Annotated in this window: 15 protein-coding genes and 1 tRNA gene; 13 read left to right on the top strand and 3 right to left on the bottom strand. The window is 71.4% G+C overall.

Features of this window, described 5'->3' with window-relative positions:
* The first annotated feature begins 100 nt into the window (after nt 1-100).
* A tRNA-Asn gene (locus MVA48_RS07865) sits at nt 101-173 on the top strand.
* A gap of 202 nt (nt 174-375) precedes the next feature.
* Nucleotides 376-1512 (top strand): tyrosine-type recombinase/integrase, encoded by a 1137-nt coding sequence (locus MVA48_RS07860; RefSeq protein ID WP_246987576.1) that lies wholly within the window; start codon nt 376-378, stop codon nt 1510-1512.
* A 333-nt stretch (nt 1513-1845) separates the two neighbouring features.
* Here the strand turns inward: MVA48_RS07860 and MVA48_RS07855 are convergent, their stop codons facing one another.
* Entirely contained in the window at nt 1846-2400 is a 555-nt protein-coding gene (locus MVA48_RS07855) for a MarR family winged helix-turn-helix transcriptional regulator (RefSeq protein ID WP_246987575.1), read from the bottom strand.
* Between the two features lie 92 nt (nt 2401-2492).
* On the opposite strand from MVA48_RS07855, the gene MVA48_RS07850 reads away from it, so the two are divergent.
* The 7 genes from MVA48_RS07850 to MVA48_RS07820 all read left to right on the top strand — a co-directional run bounded on the left by MVA48_RS07850 (nt 2493) and on the right by MVA48_RS07820 (nt 7596).
* Nucleotides 2493-3071 carry an NADPH-dependent F420 reductase gene (locus MVA48_RS07850; RefSeq protein ID WP_246987573.1) on the top strand — a complete coding sequence of 193 codons (579 nt, stop codon included), beginning with the start codon at nt 2493-2495 and terminating at the stop codon, nt 3069-3071.
* 213 nt (nt 3072-3284) lie between these two features.
* Nucleotides 3285-3803: a VOC family protein gene (locus MVA48_RS07845; protein ID WP_246987570.1), complete on the top strand. Its 519-nt coding sequence runs from the start codon at nt 3285-3287 to the stop codon at nt 3801-3803.
* A 145-nt stretch (nt 3804-3948) separates the two neighbouring features.
* The gene (locus MVA48_RS07840; protein WP_246987568.1) at nt 3949-4425 is read left to right on the top strand and encodes an alpha/beta hydrolase; all 477 of its coding nucleotides are present in this window, start codon (nt 3949-3951) and stop codon (nt 4423-4425) included.
* Between the two features lie 89 nt (nt 4426-4514).
* Complete coding sequence (locus MVA48_RS07835) at nt 4515-4952, top strand: DoxX family protein (RefSeq protein WP_246987567.1); 438 nt, start codon at nt 4515-4517, stop codon at nt 4950-4952.
* Nucleotides 4953-5066: 114 nt separating this feature from the next.
* On the top strand, nt 5067-5474 hold the full coding sequence (locus MVA48_RS07830) for a DUF2218 domain-containing protein (protein ID WP_246987565.1): 408 nt from the start codon (nt 5067-5069) through the stop codon (nt 5472-5474).
* Nucleotides 5471-6376: a dioxygenase family protein gene (locus tag MVA48_RS07825; protein WP_246987564.1), complete on the top strand. Its 906-nt coding sequence runs from the start codon at nt 5471-5473 to the stop codon at nt 6374-6376. Before MVA48_RS07830 ends, MVA48_RS07825 begins: the two co-directional genes overlap by 4 nt.
* A gap of 122 nt (nt 6377-6498) precedes the next feature.
* Nucleotides 6499-7596, top strand: a complete 1098-nt coding sequence (locus MVA48_RS07820) for an LLM class flavin-dependent oxidoreductase (RefSeq protein WP_246987561.1) — start codon at nt 6499-6501, stop codon at nt 7594-7596.
* A 292-nt stretch (nt 7597-7888) separates the two neighbouring features.
* Here the strand turns inward: MVA48_RS07820 and MVA48_RS07815 are convergent, their stop codons facing one another.
* A complete protein-coding gene (locus tag MVA48_RS07815) occupies nt 7889-8092 on the bottom strand; it encodes a helix-turn-helix domain-containing protein (protein ID WP_246987559.1) in 204 nt (67 codons plus the stop codon).
* Nucleotides 8093-8486: 394 nt separating this feature from the next.
* On the opposite strand from MVA48_RS07815, the gene MVA48_RS07810 reads away from it, so the two are divergent.
* Nucleotides 8487-9698, top strand: a complete 1212-nt coding sequence (locus tag MVA48_RS07810; protein WP_246987557.1) for a hypothetical protein — start codon at nt 8487-8489, stop codon at nt 9696-9698.
* A gap of 150 nt (nt 9699-9848) precedes the next feature.
* Here MVA48_RS07810 and MVA48_RS07805 read toward each other — a convergent pair whose 3' ends face one another.
* Nucleotides 9849-10610, bottom strand: coding sequence for a peptidase (locus MVA48_RS07805; protein WP_246987554.1), 762 nt, complete (start codon nt 10608-10610; stop codon nt 9849-9851).
* A gap of 174 nt (nt 10611-10784) precedes the next feature.
* Here MVA48_RS07805 and MVA48_RS07800 point away from each other — a divergent pair, with 174 nt between their 5' ends.
* The 3 genes from MVA48_RS07800 to MVA48_RS07790 all read left to right on the top strand — a co-directional run bounded on the left by MVA48_RS07800 (nt 10785) and on the right by MVA48_RS07790 (nt 13050).
* On the top strand, nt 10785-11366 hold the full coding sequence (locus MVA48_RS07800) for a hypothetical protein (RefSeq protein WP_246987552.1): 582 nt from the start codon (nt 10785-10787) through the stop codon (nt 11364-11366).
* Nucleotides 11367-11629: 263 nt separating this feature from the next.
* The gene (locus tag MVA48_RS07795) at nt 11630-12319 is read left to right on the top strand and encodes a hypothetical protein (RefSeq protein ID WP_246987550.1); all 690 of its coding nucleotides are present in this window, start codon (nt 11630-11632) and stop codon (nt 12317-12319) included.
* An 86-nt stretch (nt 12320-12405) separates the two neighbouring features.
* Nucleotides 12406-13050: an SAF domain-containing protein gene (locus MVA48_RS07790; protein ID WP_246987548.1), complete on the top strand. Its 645-nt coding sequence runs from the start codon at nt 12406-12408 to the stop codon at nt 13048-13050.
* Nucleotides 13051-13054: the final 4 nt, after the last annotated feature.

Genomic DNA, 13054 nt, shown 5'->3' with positions numbered 1-13054 from the left:
CTACCGGGACCTACGGCACGGGGCCCGCGGGCGAGCCGCTCCCGGGGCGACGGAAGGCCTGGGGTACCCTCGTCAGGCCGGCGGGTCGCGTACCCGCTCGTCCCCCGTAGCTCAATTGGCAGAGCATGCGACTGTTAATCGCAGGGTTATTGGTTCGAGTCCAATCGGGGGAGCTTGACCAGCAGGTTTGCCCGCCCCTAGCGAGTTGGCCTCGAAGGATGCATCATTTACTCACCAGAAACTGGTGAGGATGGTGTCGCCGTGGGACGGCCCCCGCAGCCCGTAGGGACGTACGGCAGGGTATACTTCGTCGAGCAGCCCAGCGGCGAGACGCAGGCGCGGACCAGATTCCGTGACTTTGACGGTCGCATCCGGATGGTGACGAAGGTCGGGCGGTCGCGGGCGGCTGCTGAGCGTGCGCTCAAGGCCGAGTTGACCAACCGCCAGGGTCTCGGTGGTGGCAAGGTGGTCACCGGAGCGACCAGGATCGACGCGTTGGCCGATGCCTGGTTGGAGGCCGACCAGGGCTGGTCGACCGGCACTATGCGCACCTACCGGTCGGTGGTCAGGAAGCAGGTCAAGCCGGCCCTCGGTCGACTATGCGTCCGCGAGGTGACTACCGGCGTGGTGAGCCGGGCGCTGTCCGCCATCGCCAAGAGCAGCGGACCGGGTGCGGCCAAGACAGCGCGGGCGTGCCTCTCCGGGATGTTCGCACTGGCGATCCAGGACGGCGCGATCGCGGTGAATCCGGTGCGCGACTCGACCGCCAAGATCAGCAGTGGTAAAGGCGCGCCGCGCGCACTCACGGCGGCAGAGACCGGACGACTCGTCAAGCTGTTCCGGACCAGTGACCGCGCGGTCGAGCTCGACCTGCCCGACCTCGTCGACTGGATGCTCGCCACCGGCTGTCGGATCGGTGAAGCGCTGGCCCTGCGGTACGGGACCAACGGCGACGGCAAGCCGATCCTCGACCTCGGGGCCGGGACATGGGAGGTGAACGCCACCGTGGTCCGCGTTCCAGGGGCCGGGCTGATGGTCCAGCCGCGGCCGAAGACCACCGCCGGCTGGCGGATCATCGCGCTCCCTGACTTCGCCGTCCGCATGTTGGAGGCGCGGCGGGCGAACCTGCGCCGGCAGAGGGACGCTCAGGTTGTCTTCCCTCCGCCACTGACCGGCGTTCTGCGGGATCCGTCGAACGTCTCAGGAGACCTCCGCCAGTTGCTCGATTCGTTCGAGTGCGAGACCTGCGGCAGAACGGGCTATCAGCTCGACGAGGATGGCTCCTTCAGGGCCGGGGCAGGCGGGCGGCGCATCCGCTGCGAGGAGGGGCCCTGGTCGTGGGTCACCTCGCACACCTTCCGCAAGACCGTCGCCACGCGCCTCGACGAGGCCGGCCTCAGCCCGCGCCAGGTGGCCGACCAGTTGGGGCACGCCAACCCGTCGATGACGCTCGATGTCTACTTCGGCCGGCAGGTCGTGAGCGCCGAGGCGGCGAAGGTGCTGAACCGCTGAGCTGTGTCGCCGTGAACTCCTGGTACGACGGCGGGGCGCCGGGCCCGGACGCCGTTCCGACCCTCCCCGCGCCATGTGCCCGCCGGGATGGCTCGCCGGGGGCCAACAGGTGGGCCCGGCGCACCAACAGCACCGGCAGCGACTCCGTCATGGCCACGGGAGCAGGACGGAGGCGCCCCGCTCACCCGGGGCGGGTGCATCTGCCGTCGCTGCCGCGCAACGGCACTTCAAAGAGCGCCGACCTGGCGAGCGTGGCCACGCATCGCGGGAATGCCTCAAGGGTGCTTTCCGACAGCACACCGGCCGACTTCGCCGAAGGCCCCAGCTGGCCGGTCAGGCGGGACGGCGGATGTCGCCGTCATCCGGCGCCGGCCTGTTCCGGGGTTCGGGGCTCGGTGCCTCGTCGTAGCGGGTGTACGTCGCGGCCATCGCCCCCGACGGGTCCAGTCTGCCCAGAATGGCGTCGCCGATCTCGGCCAACTGGTCGATCTGCTCGTCGCTGAGGGCGTCTATGACGTGCTGCCGCACGTTGACCACATGGCCGGGAGCGGCCTCCTGCACCTTGGCCCACCCCGCGTCGGTCAACCGGGCGTTGGTCGCTCGCCGGTCCTCCGGACAGCGGAAGCGCTCGACCAGGCCGCGGCCTTCCAGCCGGTCGATCACGTGGGAGAGCCGGGGCAGCGTGGCGTTGGTCTGCCGGGCCAGTTCGGTCATCCGCAGCGTGCGACCGGGCGCCTCGGAGAGCATCGCCAGCACGTAGTACTCGAACTCGGTGATGTCGGCGTCTCGTCGCAGCTGGACGTCGAGCACGCCGGGCAGGAGCTCGAGCACGCCGCGTATCCGTATCCACGCGCGCAGCTGACGCCGGTCGAGCCAGGGAGTGTCCACGGTCACATCCTCACCCGGAATGGTTGTCGCAACAAGTACGCTCACATGAGATGAACGTTGTCGCTACAACAAATCATCCTGGAGGAACCGTCATGGCACACGTCAGCATCATCGGCACCGGCAACATGGGACAGGCCATCGCCGGCATCGTCGGCAAGGGCGGCAACACCGTCGAGTTGCTCGGTGAGAACGACACCGCCAAGCCCGTCACCGGCGACGTGGTGGTCCTCGCCGTTCCCTACGGCGCGATCGCCGGCATCGTCGCCCAGCGCGGCGACCAGTTCGCCGGCAAGGTCGTCGTCGACATCACCAACCCGCTGAACTTCGAGACCTTCGACTCCCTCGTCGTTCCGGCCGACAGCTCCGCCGCCGCCGAGATCGCCGCGGCCCTGCCGCAGTCGCGCGTGGTGAAGGCGTTCAACACCACCTTCGCCGCCACCCTGGCGTCGGGCACGGTCGGCGGGCAGCAGCCCACCACAGTGCTGATCGCGGGAGACGACGCCGACGCCAAGTCGCTGCTGGCCGGCATCGTCACCGCCGGGGGCGTGCGCGCCATCGACGCCGGCTCACTGCGCCGCGCCCGCGAGCTCGAGGCGCTGGGCTTCCTGCAGCTCACCCTGGCTGCCGGCGAGAAGATCGCCTGGACCGGCGGGTTCGCCGTCATCGCCTGACGACCGCCCCTTCCCCTGATCGCCGACGGCGCGCGGGGCGGTGAACGCCTTCCGGTCTCGCCGCCCCGCCCGTCGCTCGGCGACCCCTCCGCCTCGGTGCATCCCGCGCCCTCGCCCTCGCCCTCGCTTTCACCCTCGCCCTCGTCCTCGCCCTCGCCCTCGCTTTCACCCTCGCCCTCGTCCTCGCCCTCGCCCTCGCCCTGGAGGCACACCATGACCGCGTCGCCCGTCCGCCTCAACCACGCCGTGCTCTACGTGGCCGACCTCGACCGGTCGGTCCGCTTCTACGGCGAGGTGTTCGGCATGGAGCTGGTTACCCGCGAGGAGCGGTTCAACGCCGCGTTCCTCCGACTGCCCCGCTCTGGCAACCACCACGACCTGGGCTTGTTCGGCCTCGGGTCGGCCGCCGGGCCGCGTCGCCGCGGCGTGGGCCTCTACCACCTGGCCTGGCAGCTGGACACCGTCGACGAGCTGGCCGAGTTCCGCCAGCGTCTTCAGGACGCCGGCGCGTACACCGGCGAGTCCAGCCACGGCGCCACCAAGAGCGTCTATGGCGCCGACCCCGACGGCAACGAGTTCGAGATCATGTGGATGCTCCCCCGGGCGGACTGGGGCGAGTACGAGCACTCCGCACCGGTCGACCGCCTGGACCTAGACGCGGAGGTCGCCCGCTGGTCCGGGGTACGCACCGCCGGCCGGATCGTGACCGAGCACGACGTGGCCGGGGCATGACCGCGTTCCCCGAGCCCACCGTCCTCTGGCGCGGCGCCGAGGACCAGGACGCGCCGCTGGTCGTGCTGCTGCACGGCCGGGGCTCCGACGAGCGCGACATCATCGGCCTCGTCGATTTTCTGCCGGCCGGGCGGCCTACGCCGCGGTGCGGGCACCGATCGCCGAGGGCAGCGGGTACGCCTGGTTCGCCAACCGCGGCATCGGGCGCCCCGTCCCGGAGTCCCTGGCCGACGGCATCGCCTGGCTCCGGGCCTGGCTCGACCGGGTCGCCCCGGCGGGGCGCCCCATCGTGCTCGCCGGGTTCAGCGGCGGCGCGACCTTCGCCGGCGGCGTCGTCCTGGACGATCCCGCGAGGTTCGCCGGGCTCGCGACCCTGTACGCCACCCTGCCCTTCGACGCCGGCGTGCCGACGACGCCCGGCCGACTCACCGGCGTCCCGGTCCTCGTCGCGCAAGGGGACGCCGACGCGGTGATCCCCGTCGAGCTGCAGGCGCGCACCTGGCAGTACCTGCACGGCGACTCCGGCGCGCAGCTGACCGCCCGGCGCTCCCCGGGCGGGCACGGCCTCACCCGCGACGACGTCGACACCCTCGCCGCCTGGCTCACCGACCGGACCGGCTGACCGCGCCCGGCCACCGGCACCGACGTCCGGCCGGTACAGCCACGTCCCGCACCACTATCCCTTCCCGCACCACCATCGACAGGACCACCATGACCTTCCCCGCTCCCGCCCGTGACCTCGCCGTCCTCCTGGCCCGCATCGCCGTCGGCCTGGTGTTCTTCGCTCACGGCTGGCAGAAGCTGTTCACCAACGGCATCGACGGCACCGCCGCCTTCTTCGATTCAGTTGGCGTGCCGGCAGCCTCGGCCGCCGCCTGGTTCGCCGCGCTCGTGGAGCTTGTCGGCGGCGCCGCCCTCATCGTCGGCCTGGCCGTGCCCGTGGCCGCGTTGTTGCTGCTGATCGACATGGTCGGCGCGTTCGTGTTCGTCCACGCCGGCGCCGGGCTGTTCGTCGAGCAGGGCGGCTACGAGCTCGTTCTCGTCCTCGGCGCGGCCGCCCTGCTTCTCGCCGCCGTCGGTGCCGGGCGCTTCAGCGTCGATCATCTGTTGGCCAGCCGCCGCCGCACCGCCCAGCCTGTCGGCGCCTGACCCAGCGCCGCCCGGCGAGCCGGGCAGCCCCCGACGAGCACCCGGCCCGCCCGGCGGTACCGCCGGCAGAGACCACACGCACCTGCCTCGACGTTAGGCACATCTGGAGGACCGATGTCCAGCACCCCGCCTGCCGCGCCGCTGGCGACGCCCGGAGAGGCGACGGCGGATCGCGCCACCGCCCAGGACCGGCCGATCGGCTCCCGGGCCGACGTGACGACCGGCGCCGCTGCCCGCTACGCCAAGCAGCTGATCTCCCACCTCGGACGCAAGCTCGCCTTCACCGGCGACGCGACCAGCTCGCCGGCGACCACGGCGATCGGCGCGGCCACCGCCTGGATCATCGTCGGGGACGGGGTGCTCACCCTCCTGACGGCAGGCGACGACCAGGAGTCCGTCGCTCGCGCCGAGCAGGTGCTCGGCAGCCACCTGGAGCGCTTCGCCCACCGCGAGTCCCTCACCGTGACCTGGGTCCGCACCGGCGGCGCCCCGGCCCCCATCTCCATCGAGGAGTCCGCATGACCACCCCCGCCCCCACCGCGGCCGCCGACGCCCGGATCCCGGCCGCCCATCCCTTCTCCGCGCACCTGCGCCGCGCCGCCGAGGCGGAGGCTGCTGCCCCGCACCGGCTGTGGACGTCGGCGGACGGGCCGCTGCCCAGCCTCTACCTGTCCCACGGCGGCGGCCCGCTGCCGTTCGAGGACGACCAGTGGCTCGACCCGCTGCACGACTGGGCCCGCAACCTGCCCAAGCCCAAGGCCATCCTCGTCGTGTCCGCGCACTGGGAGTCCGCGCCGCTGTCGGTCAGCGCCAGCCGGCCCGACGAGCTCGTCTACGACTTCGGCGGCTTCGACCCGCTGTACTACACGTTCCGCTACGACACCCCCGACGCCGGGGACCTGCCCCGCCAGGTGGCCGCGCTGTTGCCCGACACCCAGGAGGTGCACCAGCACGCCCGCCGCGGCCTGGATCACGGCGCCTGGGTGCCGCTGAAGATCATGTATCCGGCCGCCGACGTCCCGGTGCTGCAGCTGAGCCTGCCCACCGACGACCCCGACCAGCTGCTGGCGCTCGGCACGCGGCTGCGCCCGCTGCGCGAGCAGGGCGTCCTCGTGGTCGGCTCGGGCCACATGACCCACGGCCTGCCCTTCCTCACCCGGGAGATGTTCACCGAGAACAAGGTGCCCGGCTGGTCGGCCGACTTCGACGCCTGGGCCGCCGACGCGCTGGCCCGCGGCGCCGTCGACGAGCTGGCCCGGTTCCGCACCGCTGCCCCCGGCATGCCCTACGCACATCCGACGGTCGAGCACTTCACCCCGCTGTTCGTCACCCTCGGCGCAGCCACCGACCCCACCGCGCCCGTGGTCACGACGCTGGACGGCTACTCCGTCGGCTTCTCCCGGCGGTCCTTCCAGGCCGCCTGAGCACGACCGACACGCGCGGCTGCCGGCCCGCCGTCCGCCTCGCGGCGGCGGGGCCGGCCGGGGAGACGCCGCGTCCTCGACCCACCCGCCACCCGGTCCGACCACGACAACCCGAGGTGCCCATGACCCCGCAGCCGAACCCGTTCGAGATCGGGTTGTTCACCTTCGGCGAGATCACCGCAGACCCCGCCACCGGCCGCCCCCTCGACCCGGCCATCCGGCTGCGCGAGTTCATCGACCTCGCCGTCCTGGCCGACCAGGCCGGGCTCGACGTCTTCGGCGTCGGCGAGCACCACCGCCCCGACTTCGCCATCGCCTCACCGCCGGTCGTGCTCGCCGCGGTCGCGCAGGCCACCGAGCGCATCCGGCTGACCAGCACCGTCACCGTGCTGTCGACGGCGGATCCGGTGAAGGTCTTCGAGGACTTCACCGCCGTCGACCTCATCTCCGGTGGCCGCGCCGAGATCACCGCCGGCCGCGGCGCCTACACCGAGTCGTTCCCGCTGTTCGGCCACGACCTCGCCGACTACGAGTCGCTGTTCGACGAGAAGCTCGAGCTGCTGGTGGCGCTCGACCGGCAGGAGAAGGTGACCTGGTCCGGGCGGCACCGTGCGCCGCTGCACGACGCCGGCATCCATCCCCGGCCGGTGCAGGAGCAGCTGCCCGTGTGGGTCGCCGTCGGCGGGACGCCCGCCAGCGTGGTGCGGGCCGGACGGCACGGGTTGCCGCTCTACCTGGCCATCCTCGGGGCGCCGGAGCGCTTCGTGCCGCTCGCCGAGCTCTACCGGCGCACCGCCGCGGACCACGCGGCCCCGGCCGCGGACACCCGCATCGGGGTGACCAGCCACTTCTACGCCGAGCCCACCTCGCAGGGGGCGCGCGAGACGTTCTACCCGTACTACTCCCGCTACATCGGCGACAACATGCCCAGCGCCCGGGGGCGCGCCCTGCCTCGGGAGGCGTTCGAGCAGTGGGCCGGCCCGCACGGCGCGCTGTTCGCCGGCAGCCCGGCCGAGATCGTGGACAAGATCCTGTGGGAGCACGAGCTGCTCGGCCACGACCGGTTCCTCGCCCAGATCGGCCTCGGCGGGCTGCCCTTCGCCGCCACCGCCCGGTCCATCGAACTGCTCGCCACCGAGGTCCTGCCCGCCGTCCGGAAGGCCCTCACCCAGGTCTCGGGTGGGGTCCAGCAGTCGGTGCGCGCCAAGAACCGGCCGTAGCGGCCGCGGGCCGGGGGCAGACCGCCACGGGGGGAACCGGCCTGATTCAGAGGGTGGCCACGGTCTTGCGGAAGCGCGTGGGAGGTGACCCAGTCGAAACCAGCAGTGGCGAAGGCTTCTCGTAGGGCAGCCTGAGTGTTGGAGGGGTCGCGCCAGCCGCCCAGTGGGGAGGGGGAGACCGATCGACTGCCGTAGTCAGCGCCGGTGGCTCGTAGCCGGTGGGCCCGGCCACGCTGAGCTGCGTCGCCGTGAAGTTCTGACACGACGGCGGGGCGGCGTTCACTCACACCGCTCACCCCGCTCGTTCGGCGCGCCCTGCTTGCGACTGCTCATGTAGCCACGCGGCCACGTCGGCGCGCCGGTAGACCACGCGCCGTCCCACACGGAAGCTGTGCGGCCCGGTGCCGAGGTGCCGCCAGTACCTCAGCGTGGAGACGGGCGAGCGCATGATCAGGGCAACCTCGGCCGTGGTCAGCAGGTCATCGGGATTCTCCATGGCGCACTCCTTCGGAATACGTGACGCGGGCCGAGTGGGCTCACAGCGCAAGGTAGGCCGAGGGATCGACAGCTCGTCCGGCCCGCGTATCGGGCCCCAGGGCCTGCCGAATCCGACTCAACACGACCAAGACGGCTCTGTAGCGATGAGCGGGCCGTCCGCGCCGCGCACATGGGCATTCGCGCCAGCAGCCACAGATCCAGCGACCTGACGGCGCGCGGCTCGGCGCCGTCCACCTCCCTCATCGTGGGAATCGCAGCGAACGTTGTCAGCTTCGACGCGGCCGAAGAGATGAAGGCGCCACGCAGCCGGTGGGGATGTGGATGGCCGCCCACTGTCCACAGAGATGCCCCGAAAGCGTTCCGTCGTCATAACGTCGGTGCAGCTTTACGTTATGAGTCAGCCGACTGACAGCGACACGGAACGCCGTATCTGCCGGTTTCCCGGCTGCCGTCGTCCGGCGGCGGCATCGCAATCCGGGGCAGGCCGCCCGCCGGAGTATTGCGACGACAGCGCGCACAATCGGACCGCCGCATGGCACGCCCGTCGCCGCCTGCGCGCGGAGCAGTCCGGGCACGCGGCCGGGATCGAGCAGCGGCCGATCGATGTCGCGCGACAGCGGGCAAGTGAGTTGCACGGCCAGGTCGCCGGCATGATCGAGCATCTGGGTCAGCAGCTGCAGGGGTTGCTCGAGGAGCTGCGGACGGTGGCCGATCCGGAGGCCGCCGAGCTACAAATCAATGCTGTGACGAGTGAGGCGGCAGAGCAGGTGGCGACCGCCGCGGCTCGTGCCAGCCGGGCCGAGCAAGCGCAACAGCGCGCCGAGGCCGAGCGTGCGGAAGCCGACGCCGCTGCTGAGGAGGCCTCTGCGCTGAGCGAGCAGCTCCGAATCCGGTTCGAAGAGGCTCGCCAGCAGCTGACGGAAGCCGAGACCGAGCGAGACAGGCTGAGCGCCGCGTTGGCCGACGCCCTCGCGGCCGTGGATACAGAGCGAAAGCAGTCCGCTGCGAAGTCGGCCGATCTGGCCGAGAAGCTGACTGTCGTCGAGGCGCGGCTGGTCGAGGCACATGGCGACCGCGATGCTGCGATCCGACGAGCGGAAGCCGCGATGGTCGCGCAGTCCGAGGCGGAGGAGCGATCTCGCAACGCTGTCGAGAGGGCCGACGCCGGGGCGGCGCGCGCCGCCCGTGCCGAGGATGCGGTCGAGTCGGTACGTCGGGGCCTGGCGCAGGCTGACCGGCAGGCCGCAGACCTCCGTGACGAGGTCAGCGATCTGCGCGAGAAGCTAGCGGCGATGACCGCTCAGCGTGATGCCGCCGTACACGACGCCGAGCGCGAGAAGGCCCATGGCCACCAGCGAGTCGACGACCTGCGTACCCGTCACGAAGAGGAGAACCTACGACTGCGCGAGGAGCTCGCCGAGTTGCGCGGTGAACTCAACACGGTGCGCGAGGAAGCTCGCGTGCAGCGCAGTAGAGCCGACCGAGCCGAAGCCCGGGTCGACAATGCCGTGACAATCAAGGCGCGGCGCCCCCAGTCGCACGCGGGACGCGGACGGCGTCGACACGAGAGCACGGCCACAGGAACCGCAGAGACCCGCGACTGACACCGGAGCAGCGTGGCCGAGCTCGTCCTGCGCGCCTTGCCAGATGGTGGAAGTAGCGATGAAATCGCGCAGTTGGGACCGGCGCCCTGCTGCCGTGCCATAGATGTTGCTCGGGAAACCCGCCGCCGACGGTTTCGCAGGACGTCACAGTCAGAGAGTGGCCGCGAGCAGAAAGCCCGCCGCAAGGGCAGGGCCGTAGGGAAAGGTGCCCCGGCGGTCCCCGTCGCGCATCAAGGTGACCACGGCCTGCGTCACGATGATCAAGGAGAAGGCGGCGAGGGCTAACAACAAGCCGCGATGCGTGGCGTGTCCCAGACCCAGACCACCGAGCACAGCCAGGCGGACGTCGCCGAACCCAGCTCCCGCGAACCGCCAGCACAACAGCAGGACGGCTCCCGCCGCCGCAGCGGCGACGCCGCTGACAAGCACGCCGCGCCAGTCACCGTGCACGGCGAGACCGACGGTCAGCAGCACACCGGTGCCGACGGCGGCCTGTCGGACGAGTGGTGTCGGGATGCGTTGGGTGACCGCATCGCAGGAGGCCGCGGCGACCAAGGCACATCCCCAGACCAGCAACGCAGGCACCAGCCACCACGTCTCCGCACGGTGGGACGTCACGATCGCCGCGGCTCCCGCCCCGCCGCCGGCGACGGCGCTGGCCAGCGCCAGGCCCGGACCAGCAGCATCGATCCGCGCCAGCTGCGCGAGCCCATGCGTAGTAAGCCAGGGCGTCGCTGCGGCGCCGGCCAGCGCTCCCGCCGCCGACGCGACCATCCACGTGCCGTTCATCCGCTGGCGGCCATCCTCGACCTCCACAGGGATCTCGTCCTTTTCCTCGCCGCGCCGACCCCTGTGGATATCTGCGCCACCCCAGCTTGCGGTGCGGCAGCGTGTCATCAGCGCGCGATACACCCAGACGGGGAGGGCGAATGACGGAGCCAGGGACGAACTGTCACCCGAAAGGGTGGGAAGGCGACGGCGGTCACACGTCCGCTCAATACGGAGGGCAACCTCGGTCGACGGACGGTGACGCGCGGGGAGGTGATCAGGCGTGACGGTGATACGGGCGGCGGCGGGGGAGCTGCGGTGCTCTTGGCGCTGACGGCCTCGGGCTGTTCGTCGTCGTCCGAACCCGGCTCGTCGAGTTCGCCGATTCCCGGGACGTCGACCTCCCAGACGCCCAGCCCGTCGCCGACCACTCCGAGCCCCGCCGACGAAGCGCAGGCAGCGGCGGTCGAACTCGTCCCGGAGTACCTGCGGACGATCGACGACCTGTACCTCGACCCGTCACTCCCGCTCGACGGTATTCACCAGGTCGCGGTGGTTCCGGAAGCCACGGCCCAGGCCACGGCGATCGGCAAGTTCCGCTCCCAGCGCTACCGCCAGACCGGTCGGTCGCAGCTGGTGACTACGTCTGCCGTCAGCGTCGACCTTTCGAACAGTCCCGCCGCTTCGCCGTCACCTGTCTTCCCGACCGTCGTCGTCACCGCCTGCGTCGACGTGAGCCAGGTCGACGCGGTCGACGCCACCGGGCAGTCGATCGTGCCTCCCGACCGTCCGCGGTACCTCATCCAGCAACTCACCGTGGTGAACCCGGACTATCCGGAGACATCGTCATGGCGCGTCAGCGAGGCTCCGAACAGGCAGGCGGAGTCATGCGACGAGTAGTCCTCGCCCTGACGGGTGTGCTGCTGTGCGTGTGCATCTCGCTGGTCCTTCCGCCAGCTGCTGTGGCTGATCCGGCGACCTGCCAGCAGTACGACTCCCACGGCATCTGTGTAGTCGGAGTCGAGACGGCCGAGGATGACCGTGGGACGGCGCCCCAACCGGCCGCGACAACGCCCGACGGCGTTGGCGGCACGCCGGCGGCTGCTTGCACGGTCACGCCCCCCGGTGCCGCTATACCCTGCCGAGACGGCCAGGCGTGGTGGGTGCAGGACATGCAGTGCTACGCGGAGGCGATGGCCCAACAGCCTCCGAAAGACTCACCCATCTGGGGCGGTCGCACGGACGGCGCCATCTACAGCTGCCTCTTCTACACCGGCGGTGGGGCGTTCCCCGGTACCAACGGCTTCACCTTCTGGTCGGCGACCCCGCCGGCGGCTCCGGCCGCAGTCGATCCAGCACAGCTCGCGCGACAGGCACTGAGCACCCTGACGGTGCCGTCACCGACGACGGGCCGGTATCCGGCAGGCACCCTGCAGGACGGGCAGCCGTTCACGGTCGTGAACGCCTACACCTGGTTCTGGACCGACCCGGGATCGTTCCGAACGCTGACCGCGCGTGCCGACGCTGGAGGCGTGTGGGCCGAGGTCAGCGTGACGCCGACGGCGCTGTCGTTCACGCCGGGCGACGGGGCTGCCGCGGTGTCGTGCCCCGGTCCTGGTCTGGCGTGGCAGCCGGGCGACGGGGTGTGGGCCGCGTCACCGGCCGGCTGTGATTATCGGTACCCGCAGTCATCGATCCACCAGCCCGGTGAGAGAGTGACGGCGACGTACGGCATCCAGTGGTCGGTCACCTGGACGTCGTCGACGGGCGCCACCGGCACGCTGCCAGATCTGACGACGACCTCGAACGCGACGTTTGCGGTGGCGGAGGTGCAGTCGGTGGTGATCAGGTGACAACGCGGGTCGACGGGGTGGCGTCGCCAGCGGCCGGGCGCCGTCCGGCTCCGGCGCCAGAGGCCGCGCCGCCGCCGGCTCCTCCGGTGCGAAGCGCAGCGGCGAGGAGACGTGCCAGCCGCAAGTCGCTGGTCCTGAGCGTGCTGGTCGTGCTGCTCGGTGGCCTGCTGGCCTTCGCAGCCGGCCAGATGCTCACCGCGCGCACCGAGGTGCTGGCAGTCGCCCGGGACGTGCAAATGGGCTCCACGATCACCGCGGAGGACCTGGCGGTCGCGAACGTGACGTCCGATCCCAACCTGTCACCGATCCCTGCCTCGCAGCGGTCCCAGATCGTCGGGATGGTGGCCCAGGTGCCACTGAGCCGGGGAGAGCTGCTGACCGGCGCCCAGGTCGGCCCCGACAGCGGGTTCGCGGCGGGGGAGATGCTGGTCGCCCTGCCCATGCGGGAGGGGCAGTTCCCGTCCAGAGGGCTGAACCCAGGCCAGCAGGTGCTGATCGTGGCGACGCCCGGCAGCACCGGCTCGACCAGTGGCAGCGGTATTCCGACCGGCGAGACCAACGGCGCGCCCGATCAGCCGATCGACGCGACGGTCGTCGAGGTCGGGCCGCTCAACCAGGCCACACAGCTGACGGTGATCGACGTGCGGGTCAGCGCGGACGACGGCGTGCGTGTGGCCGAGCTGGCCTCGACCGGCAACCTGGCGCTGATCCTGCTGCCGGCGGGGCGGTGAGCTG

Source organism: Blastococcus sp. PRF04-17 (genome assembly GCF_023016265.1).
Lineage (GTDB): Bacteria > Actinomycetota > Actinomycetes > Mycobacteriales > Geodermatophilaceae > Blastococcus_B.
Note: the sequence above shows the minus strand (reverse complement) of the source record. Positions and strands in the feature narration are given on the sequence as shown.